Origin of the sequence: Escherichia sp. E4930, assembly GCF_005845405.1 — a bacterium.
Lineage (GTDB): Bacteria > Pseudomonadota > Gammaproteobacteria > Enterobacterales > Enterobacteriaceae > Escherichia.
In genome coordinates this window covers 299,261-317,906 of the sequence record NZ_VCDZ01000002.1, presented here as the reverse complement: position 1 = coordinate 317,906, position 18,646 = coordinate 299,261, and the positions used below count along the sequence as shown (strand labels likewise).

The following is an 18,646-nucleotide window of genomic DNA, read 5'->3' as shown; positions in this document are numbered from 1 at the left end:
TTATCCTTTTACGCACACCACCTGACGCAGGGTGTAGATAACTTCCACCAGATCGCTTTGTGCCGCCATCACCGCATCAATATCTTTATACGCCATCGGGATTTCGTCGATCACTTCGGCATCTTTACGGCATTCCACATGCGCGGTGGCACGAATTTGATCTTCCACGCTGAACAGTTTTTTCGCTTTGGTACGGCTCATAACCCGCCCGGCACCGTGGCTGCACGAACAGAACGACTCTTCATTTCCCAGCCCACGGACGATAAAGCTTTTTGCTCCCATCGACCCTGGAATAATTCCATATTGACCAGCACGCGCAGACACCGCGCCTTTACGCGTCACGTAGATCTCTTCACCAAAGTGCTGTTCTTTTTGCACATAGTTGTGGTGACAGTTGATCTCTTCCATCGCCAGCGTTTGTGGCTGTCTTACCGTTTTCTGCGTAATGCTCTGCAACGCCGTTACCACGTTTTCCATCATCGCATCGCGGTTAAGGCTGGCAAAAAGCTGCGCCCAGGCCACGGCTTTCAGGTAATCATCAAAGTATTCCGTACCTTCCATAAAGTACGCCAGATCACGCGACGGCAATGTTTCAAGCGTTTCCTGCATCTCTTTTTGCGCCAGATCGATAAAGTAAGTCCCGATGGCATTACCAATTCCGCGTGAACCGGAGTGCAGCATAATCCACACCTGGTCCGACTCATCAAGGCAGATTTCAATAAAGTGGTTACCCGTTCCCAACGTTCCCAGGTGTTTATAGTTGTTAGTGTTAAGGAAACGCGGATATTTTTGCGTTAACCACTGATAACCGGCTTCAAGCTCAGCCCATTTCGCATCGACGTTAACAGGCGGATTTTCCCATGCGCCTTTATCACGTTTACAACGGCCAGTGGTACGCCCATGCGGCACGGCCGTTTCAATTGCCTGACGCAGCTCCGCCAGGTTTTCAGGCAGGTCTGCCGCCGTTAACGCGGTACGCAGTGCGTTCATTCCACAACCGATATCCACGCCCACCGCCGCCGGAATAATCGCCCCTTTGGTCGGGATCACGCTACCAATGGTGGAACCTTTACCCAGGTGTACATCAGGCATTACCGCAATATGTTTGAAAATAAACGGCATCTTCGCCGTATTAATAAGTTGCTGACGCGCATCGGCTTCTACCGGCACGCCTTTGGTCCACATTTTTATCGGGGCATTTTCAGTGGTCAGTAATTCGTAATTCATTTTATTTTTCTCTTTTCGTTGGTATGTCCTGATAATTGCAACCGTCGTGCCAGAAAATTAAATATGCAGGTTAATTTTTTAATTCATTGTTTTTAAATAGGTTAAATCTTTACGTCCGTAAACGGAGATTTTCCGCAAAGCCAATTTACCGATAATGAAATATCGTCTTTTATAAGGATATCTAAGATGCGTAAAACAGTGGCCTTTGGCTTTGTCGGAACGGTGCTGGATTATGCCGGGCGCGGCAGTCAGCGCTGGTCAAAATGGCGTCCGACGCTCTGTTTATGCCAGCAAGAATCGTTGGTCATCGATCGACTGGAATTGTTGCACGACGCCCGCTCGCGCTCGCTGTTTGAAACACTTAAACGCGATATCGCCAGCGTTTCGCCAGAAACAGAAGTAGTGGGCGTTGAGATTGAGCTGCATAACCCGTGGGATTTCGAAGAGGTTTACGCCTGCCTGCATGATTTCGCTCGTGGTTACGAGTTTCAGCCAGAAGAAGAAGACTATTTAATTCACATCACCACCGGCACCCACGTCGCGCAGATTTGCTGGTTTCTGCTGGCGGAAGCGCGTTACCTGCCCGCCCGGCTGGCGCAGACCTCGCCTCCGCGCAAAAAAGAGCAGCCCGATAGTCCAGGCGCGGTGACGATTATCGATCTCGATTTAAGCCGTTATAACGCCATCGCCAGCCGCTTTGCCGAGGAACGCCAGCAAACGCTTGATTTCCTCAAATCCGGCATTGCCACGCGTAACCCCCACTTCAACCGCATGATTGAGCAGATCGAAAAAGTGGCGATCAAATCCCGCGCACCGATCCTGCTTAACGGCCCGACCGGTGCAGGTAAGTCGTTTCTGGCGCGACGCATCTTCGAGTTAAAACAGGCGCGGCATCAGTTTAGCGGCGCGTTTGTGGAAGTGAACTGCGCCACCCTGCGCGGCGATACCGCCATGTCGACGCTGTTTGGTCATGTGAAAGGCGCGTTTACCGGGGCGCGGGAATCGCGTGAAGGTTTATTACGCAGCGCCAACGGCGGAATGTTGTTTCTTGATGAGATTGGCGAACTGGGCGCAGACGAACAGGCAATGCTGCTGAAAGCCATTGAAGAGAAAACCTTTTACCCGTTTGGCAGCGATCGCCAGGTGAGCAGTGATTTTCAGCTCATCGCCGGAACGGTGCGCGATTTACGCCAGCTGGTTGCCGAAGGCAAATTTCGCGAAGATCTATACGCGCGGATCAATCTCTGGACCTTCACCCTACCGGGGCTGCGCCAGCGCCAGGAAGATATTGAACCTAACCTGGATTATGAAGTGGAGCGCCACGCCTCACTCACCGGCGACAGCGTGCGTTTTAACACCGAAGCGCGGCGCGCCTGGCTAGCCTTTGCGACATCTCCCCAGGCAACATGGCGCGGTAACTTTCGCGAGCTTTCTGCCAGCGTCACGCGAATGGCAACCTTTGCCACTAGCGGACGCATTACTCTGGAAGTGGTTGAAGATGAGATAAACCGTCTGCGCTATAACTGGCAGGAGAGCAGCCCCTCCGTGCTTGCACAGCTGCTGGGCGCTGAAGCGGAAAACATCGACCTCTTTGATCGGCTGCAACTGGAACACGTAATAGCTATCTGCCGCCAGGCAAAGTCGCTTTCTGCTGCCGGACGACAGCTTTTTGATGTTTCGCGCCAGGGCAAAGCCAGCGTCAATGACGCGGATCGGCTACGCAAATACCTGGCGCGTTTTGGTCTGACGTGGGAAGCGATGCAGGATCAGCAGAGCTCCAGTTGAATATGATGGTCCGTCAGCACCTGCATCACGCCCGCTGGCGGCGGGGCGTCGGTGTAGACGGCATCAACCATGCTGATGCTACCCATATTGACCATCGCATTACGGCCAAATTTCGAGTGATCGACAACCAGCATAACGTGACGCGAGTTCTCAATAATGGCGCGTTTGGTGCGAACTTCGTGGTAATCGAACTCCAGCAGCGAGCCGTCGCTATCGATGCCGCTGATCCCCAGAATGCCAAAGTCCAGACGGAACTGGGAGATAAAATCGAGCGTCGCTTCGCCAATGATCCCACCATCGCGGCTGCGTAATTCGCCACCGGCGAGAATGATGCGAAAATCGTCTTTCACCATCAACGTGTTAGCAACGTTGAGATTGTTGGTGACAATGCGCAAATTGCTGTGATTAAGCAGCGCGTGCGCCACCGCTTCCGGCGTGGTGCCAATATCGATAAACAGCGTCGAGCCGTTGGGGATTTGCTCCGCCACTTTACGGGCGATGCGCTCTTTTTCTTCGGTCTGAGTGGCCTTGCGATCGTGCCACGGCGTGTTAACCGAACTGGAAGGCAGCGCCGCGCCGCCATGATGGCGCAGGATCAGGTTTTGCTCCGCCAGCTCGTTGAGGTCACGGCGAATAGTCTGCGGGCTGACGGAGAAGTGCTCCACCAGTTCCTCGGTACTGACATAACCCTGCTGTTTAACCAGTTCGATAATACCGTTGTGACGTTGTGTTTGTTTCATTTATAAATCCCTGGAATTATTTTCGTTTTCGCGCATTGAGCGAATCAACAAAAGCCATCGCTAAACCCACGGCTAACCCGGCGATGTGTGCTCCATTCGCCATCGACATCCCAAACAAATCAAACCATCCGGCGACAATCCAGATCAGCGCAAAGATAATTAACCCACGTTGCAGGTAAATGCCACTTTGCGGATCGCGTTCGCCACGTAGCCAGACGTAGCCCATCAGCGCATACACCACGCCAGAAAGCCCGCCAAACCACGGCCCGCTGAATTTTTGCTGCACATAGCCACTTAACAGGGCGCTAATGAGAGTAATGACAATTAGCTTACCGCTGCCGAGGCGTTTTTCCACCGCACCGCCGAGATACCACCACCAGAGCAAGTTAAAGAGGATATGCATTAGTGAGAAATGCATTAACGCATGGGTGAAGTAGCGCCAGAACTCAAATTTCAGCGTCGGATCGAATGGCCAGGCCAACCATAGCATCACGTCCTGATCGCCAAGGATTTGCATGGCAATAAACACCACCACGCAGGCAATCATCATCACCCAGGTCACCGGACCTGCGCGTTCACGCAAGGCAGTAAAGAAAGGATAACGGCGATAATGCAGGCCACTGCCGGTATGGCCCGCCTGCCAGCTCGCCGCCAGATAACGCGGATCTGCCGGGTTTTCGAGAAAACGCGCCAGCTCCGCCCGCACGCGCTCGGCCTGGGACTCATCCGCCAGCCAGACATCGCTTTGGTTATGTTGTTGAATCGTGAGGATAACACCCTGCGTCGCCATATAATCAACAAACGCCTGCGCCACGCGGGGGTTAGCAAAAGAGGTAATCATCAACATCGTTGCTGTCGCTTATTCCACACAAAAGGGGACAGTATAAAGCGTTACGCGCCGTACGCCACCTCTGCAGGAAACTGACGCTGCCAGGCTTCAAAGCCGCCATCGATGCTGTAGACCACATCGTAGCCCTGTTGCAGCAGATACTGCGCCGCGCCTTTGCTGCTATTACCGTGGTAACACATCACCATCACCGGTGTATCGAAGTCGTTATCACGCATAAACGCGCCCAGCGTGTCGTTAGTCAAATGGAAAGCCTCCGCCGCATGCCCCATTGCGAAACTTTGTGGATCGCGAATATCGACCAGCACCGCCTCTTTTTCCTGCAACTTCTGGTGCGCGTCGGCAACGTTAATACATTCGAACTGATCCATGCGTCTCTCTTTCTTTACAAACAAGTGGGCAAATTTACCGCACAGTTTACGTCGAAGCGGCAGATAAACGCCATAATGTTATACATATCACTCTAAAATGTTTTTTCAATGTTACCCAAAGCGCGATTCTTTGCTAATATGTTCGATAACGAACATTTATGAGCTTTAACGAAAGTGAATGAGGGCAGCATGGAAACCAAAGATCTGATTGTGATAGGTGGCGGCATCAATGGTGCTGGTATCGCGGCAGACGCCGCTGGACGCGGTTTATCCGTGCTGATGCTGGAAGCCCAGGATCTCGCTTGCGCGACCTCCTCCGCCAGTTCAAAACTCATTCACGGTGGCCTGCGCTACCTTGAGCACTATGAATTCCGACTGGTCAGCGAGGCGCTGGCCGAACGTGAAGTGCTGCTGAAAATGGCGCCGCATATCGCCTTCCCGATGCGTTTTCGCCTGCCGCATCGTCCGCATCTGCGCCCGGCGTGGATGATTCGGATTGGTCTGTTTATGTACGATCATCTGGGTAAACGCACCAGCCTGCCGGGATCAACCGGTTTGCGTTTTGGCGCAAACTCAGTGTTAAAACCGGAAATTAAGCGCGGATTCGAATATTCCGACTGTTGGGTTGACGCGCCCGTCTGGTACTCGCCAACGCCCAGATGGTGGTGCGTAAAGGCGGCGAAGTGCTTACTCGTACTCGTGCCACTTCTGCTCGCCGCGAAAACGGCCTGTGGATTGTGGAAGCGGAAGATATCGATACCGGTAAAAAATACAGCTGGCAGGCACGCGGCCTGGTGAACGCCACCGGCCCGTGGGTGAAGCAGTTCTTCGACGATGGGATGCATCTGCCTTCGCCTTATGGCATTCGCCTGATCAAAGGCAGCCATATTGTGGTGCCACGCGTGCATACCCAGAAGCAAGCCTACATTCTGCAAAACGAAGATAAACGTATTGTGTTCGTGATCCCATGGATGGACGAGTTTTCCATCATCGGCACCACCGATGTGGAATACAAAGGCGATCCAAAAGCAGTGAAGATTGAAGAGAGTGAAATCAATTACCTGCTGAAAGTGTATAACACGCACTTTAAAAAGCAGCTAAGCCGTGACGATATCGTCTGGACCTACTCCGGTGTGCGTCCGCTGTGTGATGATGAGTCCGACTCGCCGCAGGCTATTACCCGTGATTACACCCTTGATATCCATGATGAAAACGGCAAAGCACCGCTGCTGTCGGTATTCGGCGGTAAGCTGACCACCTACCGCAAACTGGCGGAACATGCGCTGGAAAAACTAACGCCGTATTATCAGGGTATTGGCCCGGCGTGGACGAAAGAGAGCGTGCTGCCGGGTGGTGCCATTGAAGGCGACCGCGACGATTATGCCGCGCGTTTGCGCCGCCGTTACCCATTCCTGACCGAATCGCTGGCACGTCATTATGCGCGCACTTACGGCAGCAACAGCGAACTGCTGCTCGGCAATGCGGGGGCGATAAGCGACCTCGGGGAGGATTTCGGTCATGAGTTCTACGAAGCGGAACTGAAATATCTGGTCGACCACGAATGGGTCCGTCGCGCCGACGATGCCCTGTGGCGTCGCACAAAACAAGGCATGTGGCTGAATGCGGAACAACAGTCTCGTGTGAGTCAGTGGCTGGTGGAGTATACGCAGCAGAAGTTGTCGCTGGCGTCGTAAATTAACGTAAGGTGGTCAGGTCAGATTTCAATCTGACCTGAGACTGATGATAAACAAAAAAACTGCCTGATGCGCTACGCTTATCAGGACTACGTGATTTATGCAATATATTGAATTTGCATGATTTTGTAGGCCGAATAAGGGGTTCACGCCGCATCCGGCATGAACAAAGCGCACTTCGTCAACTATCTGAGGTCAAATTTCAATCTAACCTACTTATTGATTCAAGGAATTACCGCAAAGCCCACGCAATCATACCCAACGTAACAAAACTCAGACACATTACCCACTCGCCCCACTTCTTCCTCTGGCTTCTATTTTTGCTACGCCACTGGCAATAATATCCCAACGCAAAACCAAGCTGTGCACTTATCGGGCCGACAAAGCCAGTCCACGGTTGGGACCAAAATGGCGAAAAATTCAGTGGGAGCCAGACGACTGTCAGAAAGAAACTGCGCATATTTTCCAGCAAAGCAATTTGCGCTGGCGCGACATAAAAAATGATATTCCACAGGAGCAACCAGAAATAAACTGGTGCAAATACCAGCCAACAATGCAGTCTGCTTTTCAATTCAGGTGGTGTTCTGCGCGCAAATTGCCAACCAACGCCCACCATTGCACAGAAGAAAAGCGCATATTCAGCCGATAACCATAGTTGTAATTGCAGAAGGGAAATACGCCTGTGCATGAGCGGGATTGAGAACAGTATTTCCATCAGAAAACTCAGCGTGATACCAAAAGCAGCCAGCGCAACCACCGTCGGCCACACCAACAACGGCACAATAACAAAGCCGAGAATTAGCGGTGGAATATAAAGTCTGATTTTATTCATCTTCATTGCCCTGGTGATTCGGATGATGCGTCATACATCGCGCATAAACACTCATCAATCATCCAGTCATCTTCCCAGACCTGATATCGTGTGCCCTGTTCAGGCTGCCTAAGCGGGTTCTCAATCGCTTGCCGCGAGCGTTCTTTCAGGATGGATTGATTGTTGTCAGCCCAGGTATTGATTTGGGCGGTAATAGCTTTATCGTCATCATCCTGCTCAAAGCTACTATTCTGGATATTCTCTTCCCTGTTATGCCACAGTAAACATGCCACTGACACTGTGGGCTGGTAACCGGGTACAGAGATAACGGCATCAAGCAATGGCGCAAGGGCGATATCGGCACGGAAAAACATTTCCAGCATGTACTGTAATTCGACAGCTTCATCGCCAGATACCCAATCAGCCATATACTGGCAGGCAAATTGCTGCAATATCGCCAGTTCATCCGCACGCCAGTTTGCTTTATTAGCCAGGTTGATACGGCGCAGAGAAAAGACTTCGTGAATATTGTCAAAATACCCCTGCGCAACAAATTCCAGTAGACGCGGCAGAAAATAACGGACTTCATCGCTGTTTTGCGGATCAGGACCAGGACTACTATTCCAGGCATTGATTAAAGAATAAGGGATCGCTCGTAACGATGTATTCCGTAATGCCTTTTGTTCCTGCTGACTCAGGCAATATTCACAACAAACCACAAATTGCTTCGGCACCGGATAACGGCGAAAGGTGTAATATATCTGCTCAATTAATGCCTGCATGGCGGGGCTGGGTTGCATAATTACCCCCTCGCCCGCTGGTCGCGTGTAAACGGTTGATAAACAAAACGAGCATTCGCCGCGTTCAGGCGAATAATGGCACTACGAGAGAGGAAAAAGCTGGGACGAATACAATAATTGCAGTCCCGACAACTATCTTCAGTGCAATTTTCCACTGTGTAATGCCGAGCGTAGAGTTTCAGTTCGGCCTGCTTATCGCGAAATCCGCGTAAGTTGTTATCGCTATGAAATCTCCAGGCTTCTTTAAACACCTGAAAGATATAGACATCCTCAATCAAGGAATCACATTTTTTAAGCGGGCGCTTTGCTATGATCACCCGCTCATCCGGGTTTAGCATCGCCGTAAAATGAACGGTGAAGTCATTTGTTGTGTTCAGGTCACATTGAACATCGGGTACATCACTGATATAGGGGTCAAATCCAAAGTCAGCACCACAGGCACTAAGACGGCTGATAGTGGCGGTATCGAGGTAAAATCCCGGCCAGACATTTCTGGACGTTAAACCAATATTTAATGTGACATCATATCGAGATAATCCCTCAAGACCGGCAGCACCGGCGAACTTTTCCCCTTCGTCCAGGACCTGGTTAATGAGTTGCTGAATAATGCCTTCATCCCAGTATGCCGATTTGCAATTGGCAATTGTAATATCCGCACCAGTGAAAGGATCGGTACCGGAGAGGCTTGCAAATAATGTATCAACTAATTCCATTTGGTTGTCCTTTATTATTAACTGACAGTTTAGGCTGTCAGGATAAATCAATTCCACAGATGATATTCATTCAAACTCCGTGCAATCAATGATAAAAAACTGTGCAAGGCTATTGATAATGTCAAGGGCTTATTGATAAATCCATTGGTTCATAACGTTCATTCATTAACGCTATGTAGAAACACAGAAATATGGGACTCTATCCATCGAATCATTTCGTTATGCCTGAAGCAGACATTCTCACCATTAATTTTCCCACATAAACCAAAACCATCAAAATAGATATCACATTTTTTATTTTGATATGAGGTGATATTCACGCGCCACCTCAGATCAGTAACATTTCCCTCTTGTTCAGCATAATCCATCTGTAATAGCTCAACAATCTTTTTACTTTCTTTATCGTCAAGATGAGTGATTTCAATCTTGTATTTATAAATTTCATTCAGCCGTCCCTCATCAATTGAAACTGGCGAAGTGTATCCCTGCGGATAATTTGTAATCTCTAGTTTATCTACGCGATTACCTATGTGGCATAAATCGTTCACTTTGCCTTCGGCAGCTGCGGATCCGGCGTAAATCATAAGCAAAACTGTTAAAGCTTTTTCTATTATTTGTTTCATGTATATAAACCTGGTCACTTTTACTCATTCGATCTTACCCAGATGATTTGCTCATCATCACCTATAGTAACTTTATTGATGTCCGCTGGCACTATTACACTATAAGAAATTTGGCTGGGGCTTCCTTTATCCGCAAACATAGGTAATGATAAATAAACATGAATATTTATTGTGGAGGATGCTGTTCTACTTTGTACTATTTTCCTGACAACCAATGCACTATTACCATGATTTGCGAAAACTGTTACTAATACTGAAGCGCCACCAATATTATCTTCATACACTGATAAATTATACAAATCATTTTTCTCCAGGGATGTGTCAACAACAGAACACCCCGGCACAGATAAAATCAGGATAATAGCAAATAATCGCTTTAGCATAATTTTTAGTATCTTTATTGAGTAACATTAACAGAGTCGTTTAGCGTTGATTTCTCCCTGTTGCCATCGTCACTCCAGTCAATTGATTTATCGATATTATAATCAGGGTAAACTGCATATGATGTTGAAATATTTAACCTGTCCTCAAACGGACTTTTCGCTCTCACTCTCAATAAAACAGAAACTGATGGTCCTCTGACTTGATTCTCTATATCCGGACAACGAAAAGCATAATATTGGTACAAGTCAAATTCATTTTCTGAATAATAATCAGATAAGTTAATCCCGGGGTTAATTTGCTCTCTTTCACAAGCTAATGTGTAATGCTGGAAGAGTGGTGAAATACTCTGGTGTGCAGCATTACTCTCAGGAAGAAAGAGTAAGCAACTGCTGATAGGTAATAAAATCTTCATATCCATATCTGCCCCCTGTTTACTTTATTATTTAATATCGGATAACGTTTTATACAGCGGCACATAGCCCACATCATCTACCAATTGCTGTCCCTGTGGGCTTAAAAACCAATCGACGAATTTCTGCGTTTCCGGCGTGGGGTTTTCGCGCGTCACCATATAAGCATCAATTATATACGGATAAGTGCCGTTACGGATATTTTCCTCTGTAGGCGCAACGCCATTTATAGCCAGCAGTTTGATCTGTTTGCGCATTTTGAGCATATTGTCATTCATACGTGTGATGTAATAGTGGAAGGTGTATCCAATGGAAGACGGCGTATTTTGGTAGTCGGCGACTTCGGTAATTAAACCACCCATAAGATCGATAACAGTGGATTTTTTGGCTGGCAGCATTGGAGTATCTTGCATAACCAGTCCCTTCATAACAGTTTGGCTTCCAGAATCTTCTGGCCGCTGCCAGACTTTTATGCGGTCGTCACTGCCACCCACTTTATTCCAGCGACTCACTTTACCGCTAAAAATGTCTTTGACCTGCTGTTCGCTAAGTGAATTAACCGGGTTTTTGATATCAACGATAAAGACAAAGGCTTCGCGGGCAAACGCGGTATATTTCAGCTTAACGCCCGCTTCTTCTGCACGTTTTTTCTGCCCTTCAGAAGGTTGCGCGACAAAAATAACTGTCGCAGTACCTTTAATCAGACTATCGTAGGATTCAGCTGTTCGGGTTTGCTGTAAACCATACGCCTGCCAGGCCAGCGAGGTTTGATCCGCATCTTTCGGCTCCGGTACTAATTCATAATATGCAGAAGCATACAGCGGGTATAAAGCTGTTGCACCGTACACTCTCGGCCATCTTGTCCAATCTTCGCTGTAACGGAATTCAGGCTGTCCCCGCAGAGACGTCAGGCCATGGCTCTCTTCTTCCCTGACGCTGTTATAGTACCCTTCCCGGTCGGCGCATCCCGCCAGTAATACTGCACCTAACAGTAAAACGCCTGTGAATTTATTCATCGCGCTGATTCCTTTCCCTCGAGGGTTATTTCATTGTTGGATACATCGGCACATATCCCACATCTTCCACCAGGCTCTGCCCTTGCGGAGTTAAAAACCATTCCACCAATTTTTGTGTCTCTGACGTCGTATTTTCCCGCGTTACCATAAAGGCATCGACGATATACGGATATTTGCCGTTACGGATGTTTTCCGCAGTCGGTGTAATACCGTTAATCGATAATAATTTGATATTTTTGTCAGCATTCATTTGCGTCGCGTAATAGCGGAAGGTGTAGCCTATTGCGTTGTTTGTATTACGGTATTCGGCAACAACTTTAATCATTCCTCCCATCATGCTAGCCACCTCAGTTTCCTGTGGTGAGATCATGCGGACATTTTTCATAACCTGTGATTGCATCACCGTCTGACTGCCAGAGTCTTCCGGGCGTTGCCAGGACTGGATCTCCTGATCATTACCGCCAACCGTGCGCCAGTTGGTAATTGCGCCACTGAAGATGTCACGCACTTGTTGTTCAGTCAGGGAATTAACCGGGTTATCCGCATTGACGATGAAAACAAACGCTTCACGGGCGAAAGGTGTGTAGTTCAAAGTGACGCCCGATTCCCCTGCGCGTTTTTTCTGCCCACCGGAAGGTTGAGCCACAAAGATAATATCGGCATCACCTTTAACAATCTTATTATATGCTTCGGGGGTACGAGAGTTATCCAGATATTCCCAGACGTGAAAATCCTCTGGTATTACGCTTAACGCATAAAAGGCAGAAGCATAAATTGGGTACGCTGCCGTGGCGCCATCGAGTCGCGGCCAGTTTTGCGTGAACTGAATTTGCGGTTTACCACGCAGTGGCGTCAGTTGATTATTGAGTTTATCGGGTTGCCAGGCTCTGGTATCAATATTTTCGCGCACACCAACGCCTGGATTAAGTTCTTTATATAAATGAGCCTGATAACCAGCGATAAAACCAAGCATGAAAAGGATAAACAGGAGAGAATTACGGCAACGTAGCCCGGATGTGCCGGTTAAAGAATGTCTGGTTGGCCAGCTGTATCCCAGCGAAAAACTGATATGCGCCCCAACGGGAATAATGACTACCCACCAGTACTCACCACCGACTAATGAGACTAACAAAACGCCCAGCCAGGGGAGCATAAGGTCTGCCAACCAACCTGATCCCATCTGGCGAAATTGATAATCTGCCAGATGCAGCGTGATTATCCAGCAAACCAAGGTTAATAAAGCGGGAACTAAAAAAAGACATTGCCGCCAGGCGGCTATTTCTCTTTTTTCTGGTGCACTATCGCCCGCCCATACTCGCCCCGAGAAAAATAGCATTATCGCACCCAGCGCCAACATAAAAATGTTAAGCAGAAGGTAAATTGTTGGCGTGAAGAGTAAATTGCAAACTTCAAGAATGGCGGCAAGCCCGGCCCCCAGCATGGCAACAACCGCTGCCAAAAATTGCGTCAGTATGGGGATGCCGAAAAAAGTCATTACCAGCGAGGTCAAAATCCATTTTCCGTTTTGCATATTATTCATCCTTGCTGTTACTGTGCTTTATTTTGCACCGATGGCTAAAAGCGGGCTAATCCGTTTCTGCACTGACTCATACATCACTGGTATTCCACCCGCAAAACAGCCAGGGCATTATAACGACCCGCAGCAGGCAGTCGCCCTGTGGTACTGACGGGGAGAGACAGAAAAGTCACGTCTGCCGTCTGAGCTGACTCAGCTCGGTTTTCAATTAACTTAAATGGCACACCAACATGCGCAGCAAGGGCGTTCAAGTCTACGGATTCCTGTTGGCTATCCATAATCATAATGCCAACGTCTGGGTTATCCTCCGCCTGAATAATGCTTTGCCGACCATTAACATCTCTCGTTGATGAGATATTGCCATCAAAAACCAGCGTCATTACGGCATCAATATCCTTATTCGTACAATTTATCGGAATAGTGGTTGCAACTGGAGAAACACCTGTTGGCTTTGCTCCGGCGCCAGCACGACTTAACTCACTGGCCCAAACATCCGGCATATTAACGGTAAAGCTAGTGCCCTCATTAATTGTGCAGCCTTGTGGAACCTCAATATTTAAGTTGCCAATATAAGCATTAAATACGGGAATTGGCCCGTGCTCTGTTGGGAACTGGCTGACATACAAAGAAACCAGTTGTATGTTATTTATTGAAATATCAGATATTATTTTTTTATCAAGTCTGATTTTTATATAACCTTCTGTTCCGGAGGACCAATTATCTGGTTTACTTCTGTCTGCTGGATAATTGGTGCTATAATTGTCAAAAGGTACTGTCTTATCTGTCATTGTGCCATTTTTATTATAGAGTTTTATATGTGTCGAGACAGATATTTCATGAGTCAAAGGGATAAATATATCGCTCCCCTGATGATCACCAGATGCGCCTGACGGATCTATGCCAGATGTAGCTGTAAAATAAATTTCATAATCATCCAATGAATTACAATAAGCCTTGTAACGCCCTATTTTCCAGTTCTGTGCTGGCAATACTGTCCCAGGCGAATTATTATTAACATCTGAGACAGTCACCGTACCAAAATTATAAGAAAATGTCGCAGGGGTAGTATTATTACCTGGTGAACCAGGATAACAAAAAGCACGATCCCGTCCCATATCTTCAGCATATACGATGTTATAGCAGCTACTGACTAAAAGAACAAACAATATACAAATTGCTTTTATATTTCCCCGAAAATAAGTAAGCATCATGCTTCTCCGGTTATCCATGTATCGCTACTGCACCCATAGCATTATTTTGTAAAACATTTAATTTTACGCTCCAAACAGGTAAAGCATTATTGTAAAGATCCAACGTTTGCCAGTTAATCTCACAATTTCCTTGCCGCTGACACCAATTCAGTTGACGATGACTAAATGGTGCGACCATGCCACCATTTACGCTTTTACCATCAATAGATAAATTATAGAGTGTCACATACCAGGGCGTAGGGTTAAAAATGGTGACAGCTTCATTGTGTCGCGACCACCGTAACTGTTGATAAGCATCAAGTGGATTACCTGATAACGTCTCCGGGCGATAAAATATTTTCATCCTATTGCGTACAGCTACCTGGAGTTGATTTTCGTTCTTAAGTTGTGAGTTTTGTTCCTGAGCAGGTAACGCTGCAACATTCAGTATAAATAAACTCTCACGATCCACAGGTAACTGACCACCCACGCGATTAATTCTTATTTTGGTATTTTTATCTTGTTTAAGTACCAATAATGGTGGTGTGGCAATAAACGCCTTATTTGGTAGTAAAGGTTGGGATTCCATAGTCCCTTTTAACTGGCGGCCATCATCAGGTGTCACGGAAATTTTAACCAGCATATCTTTACTGGCAGTATTTTTAAGCTCGACCGAAATTGATGACTGCTTTTCTGGGTAAACAAAACGGGTACCGCCAACAACAACTCCTGCCTGCGCATTTGTGCAACATATAAAAAAGCATATCAGCACATTAATCATAAGTGACGATAAAGGAAACTGATGCATTCGCCTCTCCTGGTTGTACATCATTTTTTATAGCTTTATAAGCAGCAAAGAAATGCAATGTATTATCTACCAATGGTGTAAGGGCATAACTTGTACTCTTTATACCATTACTAATACTTTGTTTGTTGTTGTCAAAAATAGCCAGTGCTAACCCCTCGACTGAGCCCTCTTCCAGTTTATATAGGGCCGTGTCTTCACTAACTGATGTTCCATCAAACGTGACATTGGCATGACCGACATCACTGCCACAACGGGTTAACTTTACAGAGAAGCCAACTTTTTCAGTAACACTCCCTGAATTTCTCACCCTATAACTGGGAACATCAGGCATGTTAACTGTGAAATTTTTAGACTCATCGGCAACAATACAAGTCTTTGCCGTTATTATTCCTTCTATCCGTACAACACCTGTATGTGTTGTATCATCAGCAATGGATGGCATTGATATCACAGAGAATAACAGAGCAATTAAATTCCAGGAGCGCGTCATATTATCCTCACTGATAATCTATATCAAAGTACAACAGCGCATTCGCCTGCCCCGCATGTACGTTTTGCTGAGTTGACTTATAGCGGAGTTTAAAGGCTAAACTGGCATCGCCATTATTATCTAAAATTAATTCTTTGAACCCTGACTCACTATTAATCGCTATAATTTTATCATTGCTATCTAAAATTTCGACGCCCACTCCAGTTGCACTATCTGCACTGGAAGTAAGGCGTAATAAAGTGGTATTAATAGCATCAGTATCTCCAGTAAACCTCACATTAGCACTTACTCCTGAACTATACACAGTACTGGTTGTTGTAGGACATCCTTCCAGATTGATCGTAAATGTATGGCTGCCAGAAACATCCCCTACATTCAAAAAATCATTGACGTCATAAGTTCCCATATTTACTGGCTGATCTTTGCTTCCAGCTGTAATATCACACGTTTTTGCTAATAATTGTCCTGTAAATGTGACTATTACGGTATCGTTAGCCAGTGCGTTACATGAAATCACCATCATGAATAATGATGTAAAAATTAATAGAATAAATTTCTGTAATATATTCATTAGCGGCACTCCAGATTTGCATAGCTAATGGCATTATCCAGCTCGCTTTCCGGTAATTGATAGCTTGCCTGACATTGCTGATAAGAACTTTCTCCCCACTGTATATTTATTATGCCTTGTAAAGGCAAACCGGAGAGATAAACCTGCCCACTGTCACCCACTATTCCTGTAATCTGAGTGGTCCCCTCAGTGGGTACACTGGCCGTCGCACCAAATGGAATTGGTTTATTACGATAGCGAAGATTAAATAAACCACGAATACCGACATGTGCATTAAACTCAGCGCGAACTAAAGCACCTTTACTGGGTATCACTTCCATAGTAGTGGCATCTAATTCTGTATGCATACTCATAGACATAGGGTCTAAAGAGATATTATTACGCCGGTATTCCGTGGCATAAGGCACGACAGCATAGCCACGCCAATCTGTTTTAACCCCCGTTCCGCGTTCCACATTTACATTATTTGCTCCTGGTGCTTTTATCAGTATATTTGTTTCACCTAACGGCTGGCTTAACGTGAGACCATTTTCATGAACAACCAAGGCACCACTTAAACCATAGTTAAATTGCTGGTTACCATTATTATCGTAGCTGTATCCGGAATTTAGTGAACCATAAGTACCGCGGTAATTTAAACCTACCGATCCATTTTCGCCATTATTCTGGTTGGCAAAATTTTGTTGAATATTATAGTTGAGATTATGTTGTTCCAGCAGTGAACCAGATACTCCAGCATACTGATTCACATGACCGCTATTATCTTGACTGTAACCATAGGTCGCTGTCATAGAATTTGTCGCAGTGCGCCCATCGACTGCTGGTGATAACCAATTGCTGATCGGCAATGATATATTGACGGATAAGATTCTGTCCGCATCTGAACCTGGTGATTTGCTGTAGTTATAAGCAATGTTTAAATAAATCCCATGCACACTCGTATTATAGCCAACCTGGTATAAGGTATCTTTATTATTCGTATTCCAGTAAGTTTGTTGACTCGCTGCCAAATACATAGAGCCATATTCGCCCAATGGTTGCGATATATTTGCCTGAAACTTTCCTCTTTTGTTATAACGTAAATTATAAAAATCATTCCAGTTATAAACATAGTCTTTTTCATTAAGGGTATCTGGATCGATAACCGTACCCGACATTTGTTTGTATGTCGTATCACTCAACGAATAAAATCCCTCCGTCGAGTAACGATAACCAATAATCTGAAAAGCCGTACCTGTTTGCACTAACGATTTTGAGTATAGAAAACGGTACGATTGCCCTTGATGTTTACTGCCATCAGCAAGCGTGCTATTGGCTTGCGTCAAATCAAATGAGGTCGCTCCAAACATACCAAGGTTGAACCCAAGCCCGAGTGCTATTGCCCGATAATTATTAGAGTATTGTATTCCTCCATATGCGGTAATATCCCAGGGTAACCCCCAAATCAAATCTCCTTGAAAGATATTCGGATTGTTTTGATTATAGCTATTACTACGATATTTACCGGCAGTTGCGGAATATTTAATATGTCCTTCGCGTTGAAGGATGGGTACAGCGGCGTAAGGAATGGTATAGATAGTTTCGGAATTATCAGACTCTTTGATAGTAACTTCTAAATCCCCTGCGGAAGACGTAGGGTTCAGATCGTTGATTTCAAAAGGCCCAGGGGGAGTATATGTCTGATAAATAACATAGCCATTTTGTTTAATCGTGACCTGGGCATTACTTTTAGCAATGCCGCGCACAGTCGGGGCAAAGCCACTTTGGCTATCCGGCAGCATGTTTTCATCGGACTCAAGTTTGACACCCCGAATACTCACGCTGTCGAAAACATCTGATGAAGACCAGGTATCACCCAGTGTTAATTCACTTTTGAACGGAATAATGACCCGTTGTAACGTACTACTCACATGTGCAATTTTACCCGGTGAATTACCTGAACGACTCCATGTAGAATAATCACGAAAACGCCACGCTCCTAAGTTTAAACCTGAACGAAGATTTAAATAATAACTATCAGACGCATAGTCTCCACGATCGCTGTTGCCAGAAAAATCATAATTAATAAGAATGGCTGGGATACCATTATCCCATTCCTCAGGTGGAATATAACCACGTGCTTCATGCTTTAATATTGCCTGCGGAAAGGTCAGTTTGAGTCGTTGCGCATCCAGTTCAGGAGTATATTGAACTTCTGCAAACCATATACGCAAATCGAGACAATTATTCCCCTCTGCTTGCGCCTGCTCCGGCAATGCACTTTTGTTAATTCCTAAAGTAACTAACTCATCGAGCGAAAAACAGGGGATCAACTGATTCTGATCATCAGCTTTGAAAGTAACCTTACGTGATGTCAAAGGCGAATCATTGACCCATATTTCAACCTCATAGCTACCAGGAAGATACGTCATCCCTTTCTCAAAACGAGATAAATCAGCAACAGCTTCAGTATCACCCGACAGGAATGCAGGGTTAAAGCGCATACCCGCCACTGAACACGTAGGCAAAAGTGTCAGTAGAAGCAGCATACACCGCCTCATCTGCTTGTGCCTTGCCATCCTGTGTTCGAGTTTTCTGAGCTTTAGGTTCATATCCCTGACCTGAGTTGCTTTAACGTTTTAATCTTCCA

At 46.4% G+C, this 18,646-nt stretch carries 18 protein-coding genes and 1 pseudogene; 2 read left to right on the top strand and 17 right to left on the bottom strand.

The window, feature by feature from the left end:
• Complete coding sequence (rtcB, locus tag FFT88_RS02640; protein ID WP_135405501.1) at positions 1-1,227, bottom strand: RNA-splicing ligase RtcB; 1,227 nt, start codon at positions 1,225-1,227, stop codon at positions 1-3.
• Between the two features lie 186 nt (positions 1,228-1,413).
• Between rtcB and rtcR the strand changes: the two genes are divergently transcribed.
• Positions 1,414-3,012 carry a DNA-binding transcriptional regulator RtcR gene (gene rtcR, locus FFT88_RS02635; RefSeq protein WP_135405500.1) on the top strand — a complete coding sequence of 533 codons (1,599 nt, stop codon included), beginning with the start codon at positions 1,414-1,416 and terminating at the stop codon, positions 3,010-3,012.
• Here rtcR and FFT88_RS02630 read toward each other — a convergent pair.
• From FFT88_RS02630 to glpE, 3 genes are read right to left on the bottom strand one after another with little or no spacing between them, the layout of a single operon-like run.
• Positions 2,994-3,752 (bottom strand): DeoR/GlpR family transcriptional regulator, encoded by a 759-nt coding sequence (locus FFT88_RS02630; protein ID WP_021550071.1) that lies wholly within the window; start codon positions 3,750-3,752, stop codon positions 2,994-2,996. The genes rtcR and FFT88_RS02630 overlap by 19 nt on opposite strands.
• A gap of 16 nt (positions 3,753-3,768) precedes the next feature.
• Complete coding sequence (gene glpG, locus FFT88_RS02625; protein ID WP_135405499.1) at positions 3,769-4,599, bottom strand: rhomboid family intramembrane serine protease GlpG; 831 nt, start codon at positions 4,597-4,599, stop codon at positions 3,769-3,771.
• A 44-nt stretch (positions 4,600-4,643) separates the two neighbouring features.
• Positions 4,644-4,970 carry a thiosulfate sulfurtransferase GlpE gene (gene glpE, locus FFT88_RS02620; protein ID WP_135405498.1) on the bottom strand — a complete coding sequence of 109 codons (327 nt, stop codon included), beginning with the start codon at positions 4,968-4,970 and terminating at the stop codon, positions 4,644-4,646.
• 189 nt (positions 4,971-5,159) lie between these two features.
• On the opposite strand from glpE, the pseudogene glpD reads away from it, so the two are divergent.
• A pseudogene (glpD, locus tag FFT88_RS02615) lies at positions 5,160-6,664 on the top strand (glycerol-3-phosphate dehydrogenase).
• Between the two features lie 232 nt (positions 6,665-6,896).
• Here glpD and FFT88_RS02610 read toward each other — a convergent pair.
• The 13 genes from FFT88_RS02610 to FFT88_RS02550 form a co-directional block, all read right to left on the bottom strand.
• The gene (locus tag FFT88_RS02610; RefSeq protein WP_135405497.1) at positions 6,897-7,496 is read right to left on the bottom strand and encodes a hypothetical protein; all 600 of its coding nucleotides are present in this window, start codon (positions 7,494-7,496) and stop codon (positions 6,897-6,899) included.
• 2 nt (positions 7,497-7,498) lie between these two features.
• Complete coding sequence (locus FFT88_RS02605) at positions 7,499-8,275, bottom strand: hypothetical protein (RefSeq protein WP_135405496.1); 777 nt, start codon at positions 8,273-8,275, stop codon at positions 7,499-7,501.
• A gap of 2 nt (positions 8,276-8,277) precedes the next feature.
• Positions 8,278-8,988 carry a hypothetical protein gene (locus FFT88_RS02600; protein WP_135405495.1) on the bottom strand — a complete coding sequence of 237 codons (711 nt, stop codon included), beginning with the start codon at positions 8,986-8,988 and terminating at the stop codon, positions 8,278-8,280.
• Positions 8,989-9,146: 158 nt separating this feature from the next.
• On the bottom strand, positions 9,147-9,611 hold the full coding sequence (locus tag FFT88_RS02595; RefSeq protein ID WP_135405494.1) for a hypothetical protein: 465 nt from the start codon (positions 9,609-9,611) through the stop codon (positions 9,147-9,149).
• Positions 9,612-9,631: 20 nt separating this feature from the next.
• Complete coding sequence (locus FFT88_RS02590) at positions 9,632-9,994, bottom strand: hypothetical protein (RefSeq protein ID WP_135405493.1); 363 nt, start codon at positions 9,992-9,994, stop codon at positions 9,632-9,634.
• 14 nt (positions 9,995-10,008) lie between these two features.
• Positions 10,009-10,413: a hypothetical protein gene (locus tag FFT88_RS02585; protein ID WP_135405492.1), complete on the bottom strand. Its 405-nt coding sequence runs from the start codon at positions 10,411-10,413 to the stop codon at positions 10,009-10,011.
• Positions 10,414-10,434: 21 nt separating this feature from the next.
• On the bottom strand, positions 10,435-11,421 hold the full coding sequence (locus FFT88_RS02580; RefSeq protein ID WP_135405491.1) for a PstS family phosphate ABC transporter substrate-binding protein: 987 nt from the start codon (positions 11,419-11,421) through the stop codon (positions 10,435-10,437).
• A gap of 25 nt (positions 11,422-11,446) precedes the next feature.
• On the bottom strand, positions 11,447-12,952 hold the full coding sequence (locus FFT88_RS02575) for a PstS family phosphate ABC transporter substrate-binding protein (RefSeq protein WP_135405490.1): 1,506 nt from the start codon (positions 12,950-12,952) through the stop codon (positions 11,447-11,449).
• Positions 12,953-13,035: 83 nt separating this feature from the next.
• A complete protein-coding gene (locus tag FFT88_RS02570) occupies positions 13,036-14,166 on the bottom strand; it encodes a fimbrial protein (RefSeq protein WP_135405544.1) in 1,131 nt (376 codons plus the stop codon).
• A gap of 13 nt (positions 14,167-14,179) precedes the next feature.
• A complete protein-coding gene (locus FFT88_RS02565; RefSeq protein WP_135405489.1) occupies positions 14,180-14,956 on the bottom strand; it encodes a molecular chaperone in 777 nt (258 codons plus the stop codon).
• A complete protein-coding gene (locus tag FFT88_RS02560) occupies positions 14,922-15,446 on the bottom strand; it encodes a fimbrial protein (protein ID WP_130221374.1) in 525 nt (174 codons plus the stop codon). The genes FFT88_RS02565 and FFT88_RS02560 overlap by 35 nt, the downstream gene beginning before the upstream one ends.
• A gap of 7 nt (positions 15,447-15,453) precedes the next feature.
• Positions 15,454-16,017: a fimbrial protein gene (locus FFT88_RS02555; RefSeq protein ID WP_122991110.1), complete on the bottom strand. Its 564-nt coding sequence runs from the start codon at positions 16,015-16,017 to the stop codon at positions 15,454-15,456.
• Entirely contained in the window at positions 16,017-18,608 is a 2,592-nt protein-coding gene (locus tag FFT88_RS02550) for a fimbrial biogenesis usher protein (RefSeq protein ID WP_167851622.1), read from the bottom strand. Before FFT88_RS02550 ends, FFT88_RS02555 begins: the two co-directional genes overlap by 1 nt.
• Between the last annotated feature and the right edge of the window lie 38 nt (positions 18,609-18,646).

What these genes read in the sequence shown, in the direction of transcription:
- rtcB (WP_135405501.1), bottom strand. Translation starts at nt 1,227, where the DNA reads ATGAATTACGAATTACTGACCACTGAAAATGCCCCGATAAAAATGTGG.
- rtcR (WP_135405500.1), top strand. Translation starts at nt 1,414, where the DNA reads ATGCGTAAAACAGTGGCCTTTGGCTTTGTCGGAACGGTGCTGGATTAT.
- FFT88_RS02630 (WP_021550071.1), bottom strand. Translation starts at nt 3,752, where the DNA reads ATGAAACAAACACAACGTCACAACGGTATTATCGAACTGGTTAAACAG.
- glpG (WP_135405499.1), bottom strand. Translation starts at nt 4,599, where the DNA reads ATGTTGATGATTACCTCTTTTGCTAACCCCCGCGTGGCGCAGGCGTTT.
- glpE (WP_135405498.1), bottom strand. Translation starts at nt 4,970, where the DNA reads ATGGATCAGTTCGAATGTATTAACGTTGCCGACGCGCACCAGAAGTTG.
- FFT88_RS02610 (WP_135405497.1), bottom strand. Translation starts at nt 7,496, where the DNA reads ATGAATAAAATCAGACTTTATATTCCACCGCTAATTCTCGGCTTTGTT.
- FFT88_RS02605 (WP_135405496.1), bottom strand. Translation starts at nt 8,275, where the DNA reads ATGCAACCCAGCCCCGCCATGCAGGCATTAATTGAGCAGATATATTAC.
- FFT88_RS02600 (WP_135405495.1), bottom strand. Translation starts at nt 8,988, where the DNA reads ATGGAATTAGTTGATACATTATTTGCAAGCCTCTCCGGTACCGATCCT.
- FFT88_RS02595 (WP_135405494.1), bottom strand. Translation starts at nt 9,611, where the DNA reads ATGAAACAAATAATAGAAAAAGCTTTAACAGTTTTGCTTATGATTTAC.
- FFT88_RS02590 (WP_135405493.1), bottom strand. Translation starts at nt 9,994, where the DNA reads ATGCTAAAGCGATTATTTGCTATTATCCTGATTTTATCTGTGCCGGGG.
- FFT88_RS02585 (WP_135405492.1), bottom strand. Translation starts at nt 10,413, where the DNA reads ATGGATATGAAGATTTTATTACCTATCAGCAGTTGCTTACTCTTTCTT.
- FFT88_RS02580 (WP_135405491.1), bottom strand. Translation starts at nt 11,421, where the DNA reads ATGAATAAATTCACAGGCGTTTTACTGTTAGGTGCAGTATTACTGGCG.
- FFT88_RS02575 (WP_135405490.1), bottom strand. Translation starts at nt 12,952, where the DNA reads ATGCAAAACGGAAAATGGATTTTGACCTCGCTGGTAATGACTTTTTTC.
- FFT88_RS02570 (WP_135405544.1), bottom strand. Translation starts at nt 14,166, where the DNA reads ATGCTTACTTATTTTCGGGGAAATATAAAAGCAATTTGTATATTGTTT.
- FFT88_RS02565 (WP_135405489.1), bottom strand. Translation starts at nt 14,956, where the DNA reads ATGCATCAGTTTCCTTTATCGTCACTTATGATTAATGTGCTGATATGC.
- FFT88_RS02560 (WP_130221374.1), bottom strand. Translation starts at nt 15,446, where the DNA reads ATGACGCGCTCCTGGAATTTAATTGCTCTGTTATTCTCTGTGATATCA.
- FFT88_RS02555 (WP_122991110.1), bottom strand. Translation starts at nt 16,017, where the DNA reads ATGAATATATTACAGAAATTTATTCTATTAATTTTTACATCATTATTC.
- FFT88_RS02550 (WP_167851622.1), bottom strand. Translation starts at nt 18,608, where the DNA reads ATGAACCTAAAGCTCAGAAAACTCGAACACAGGATGGCAAGGCACAAG.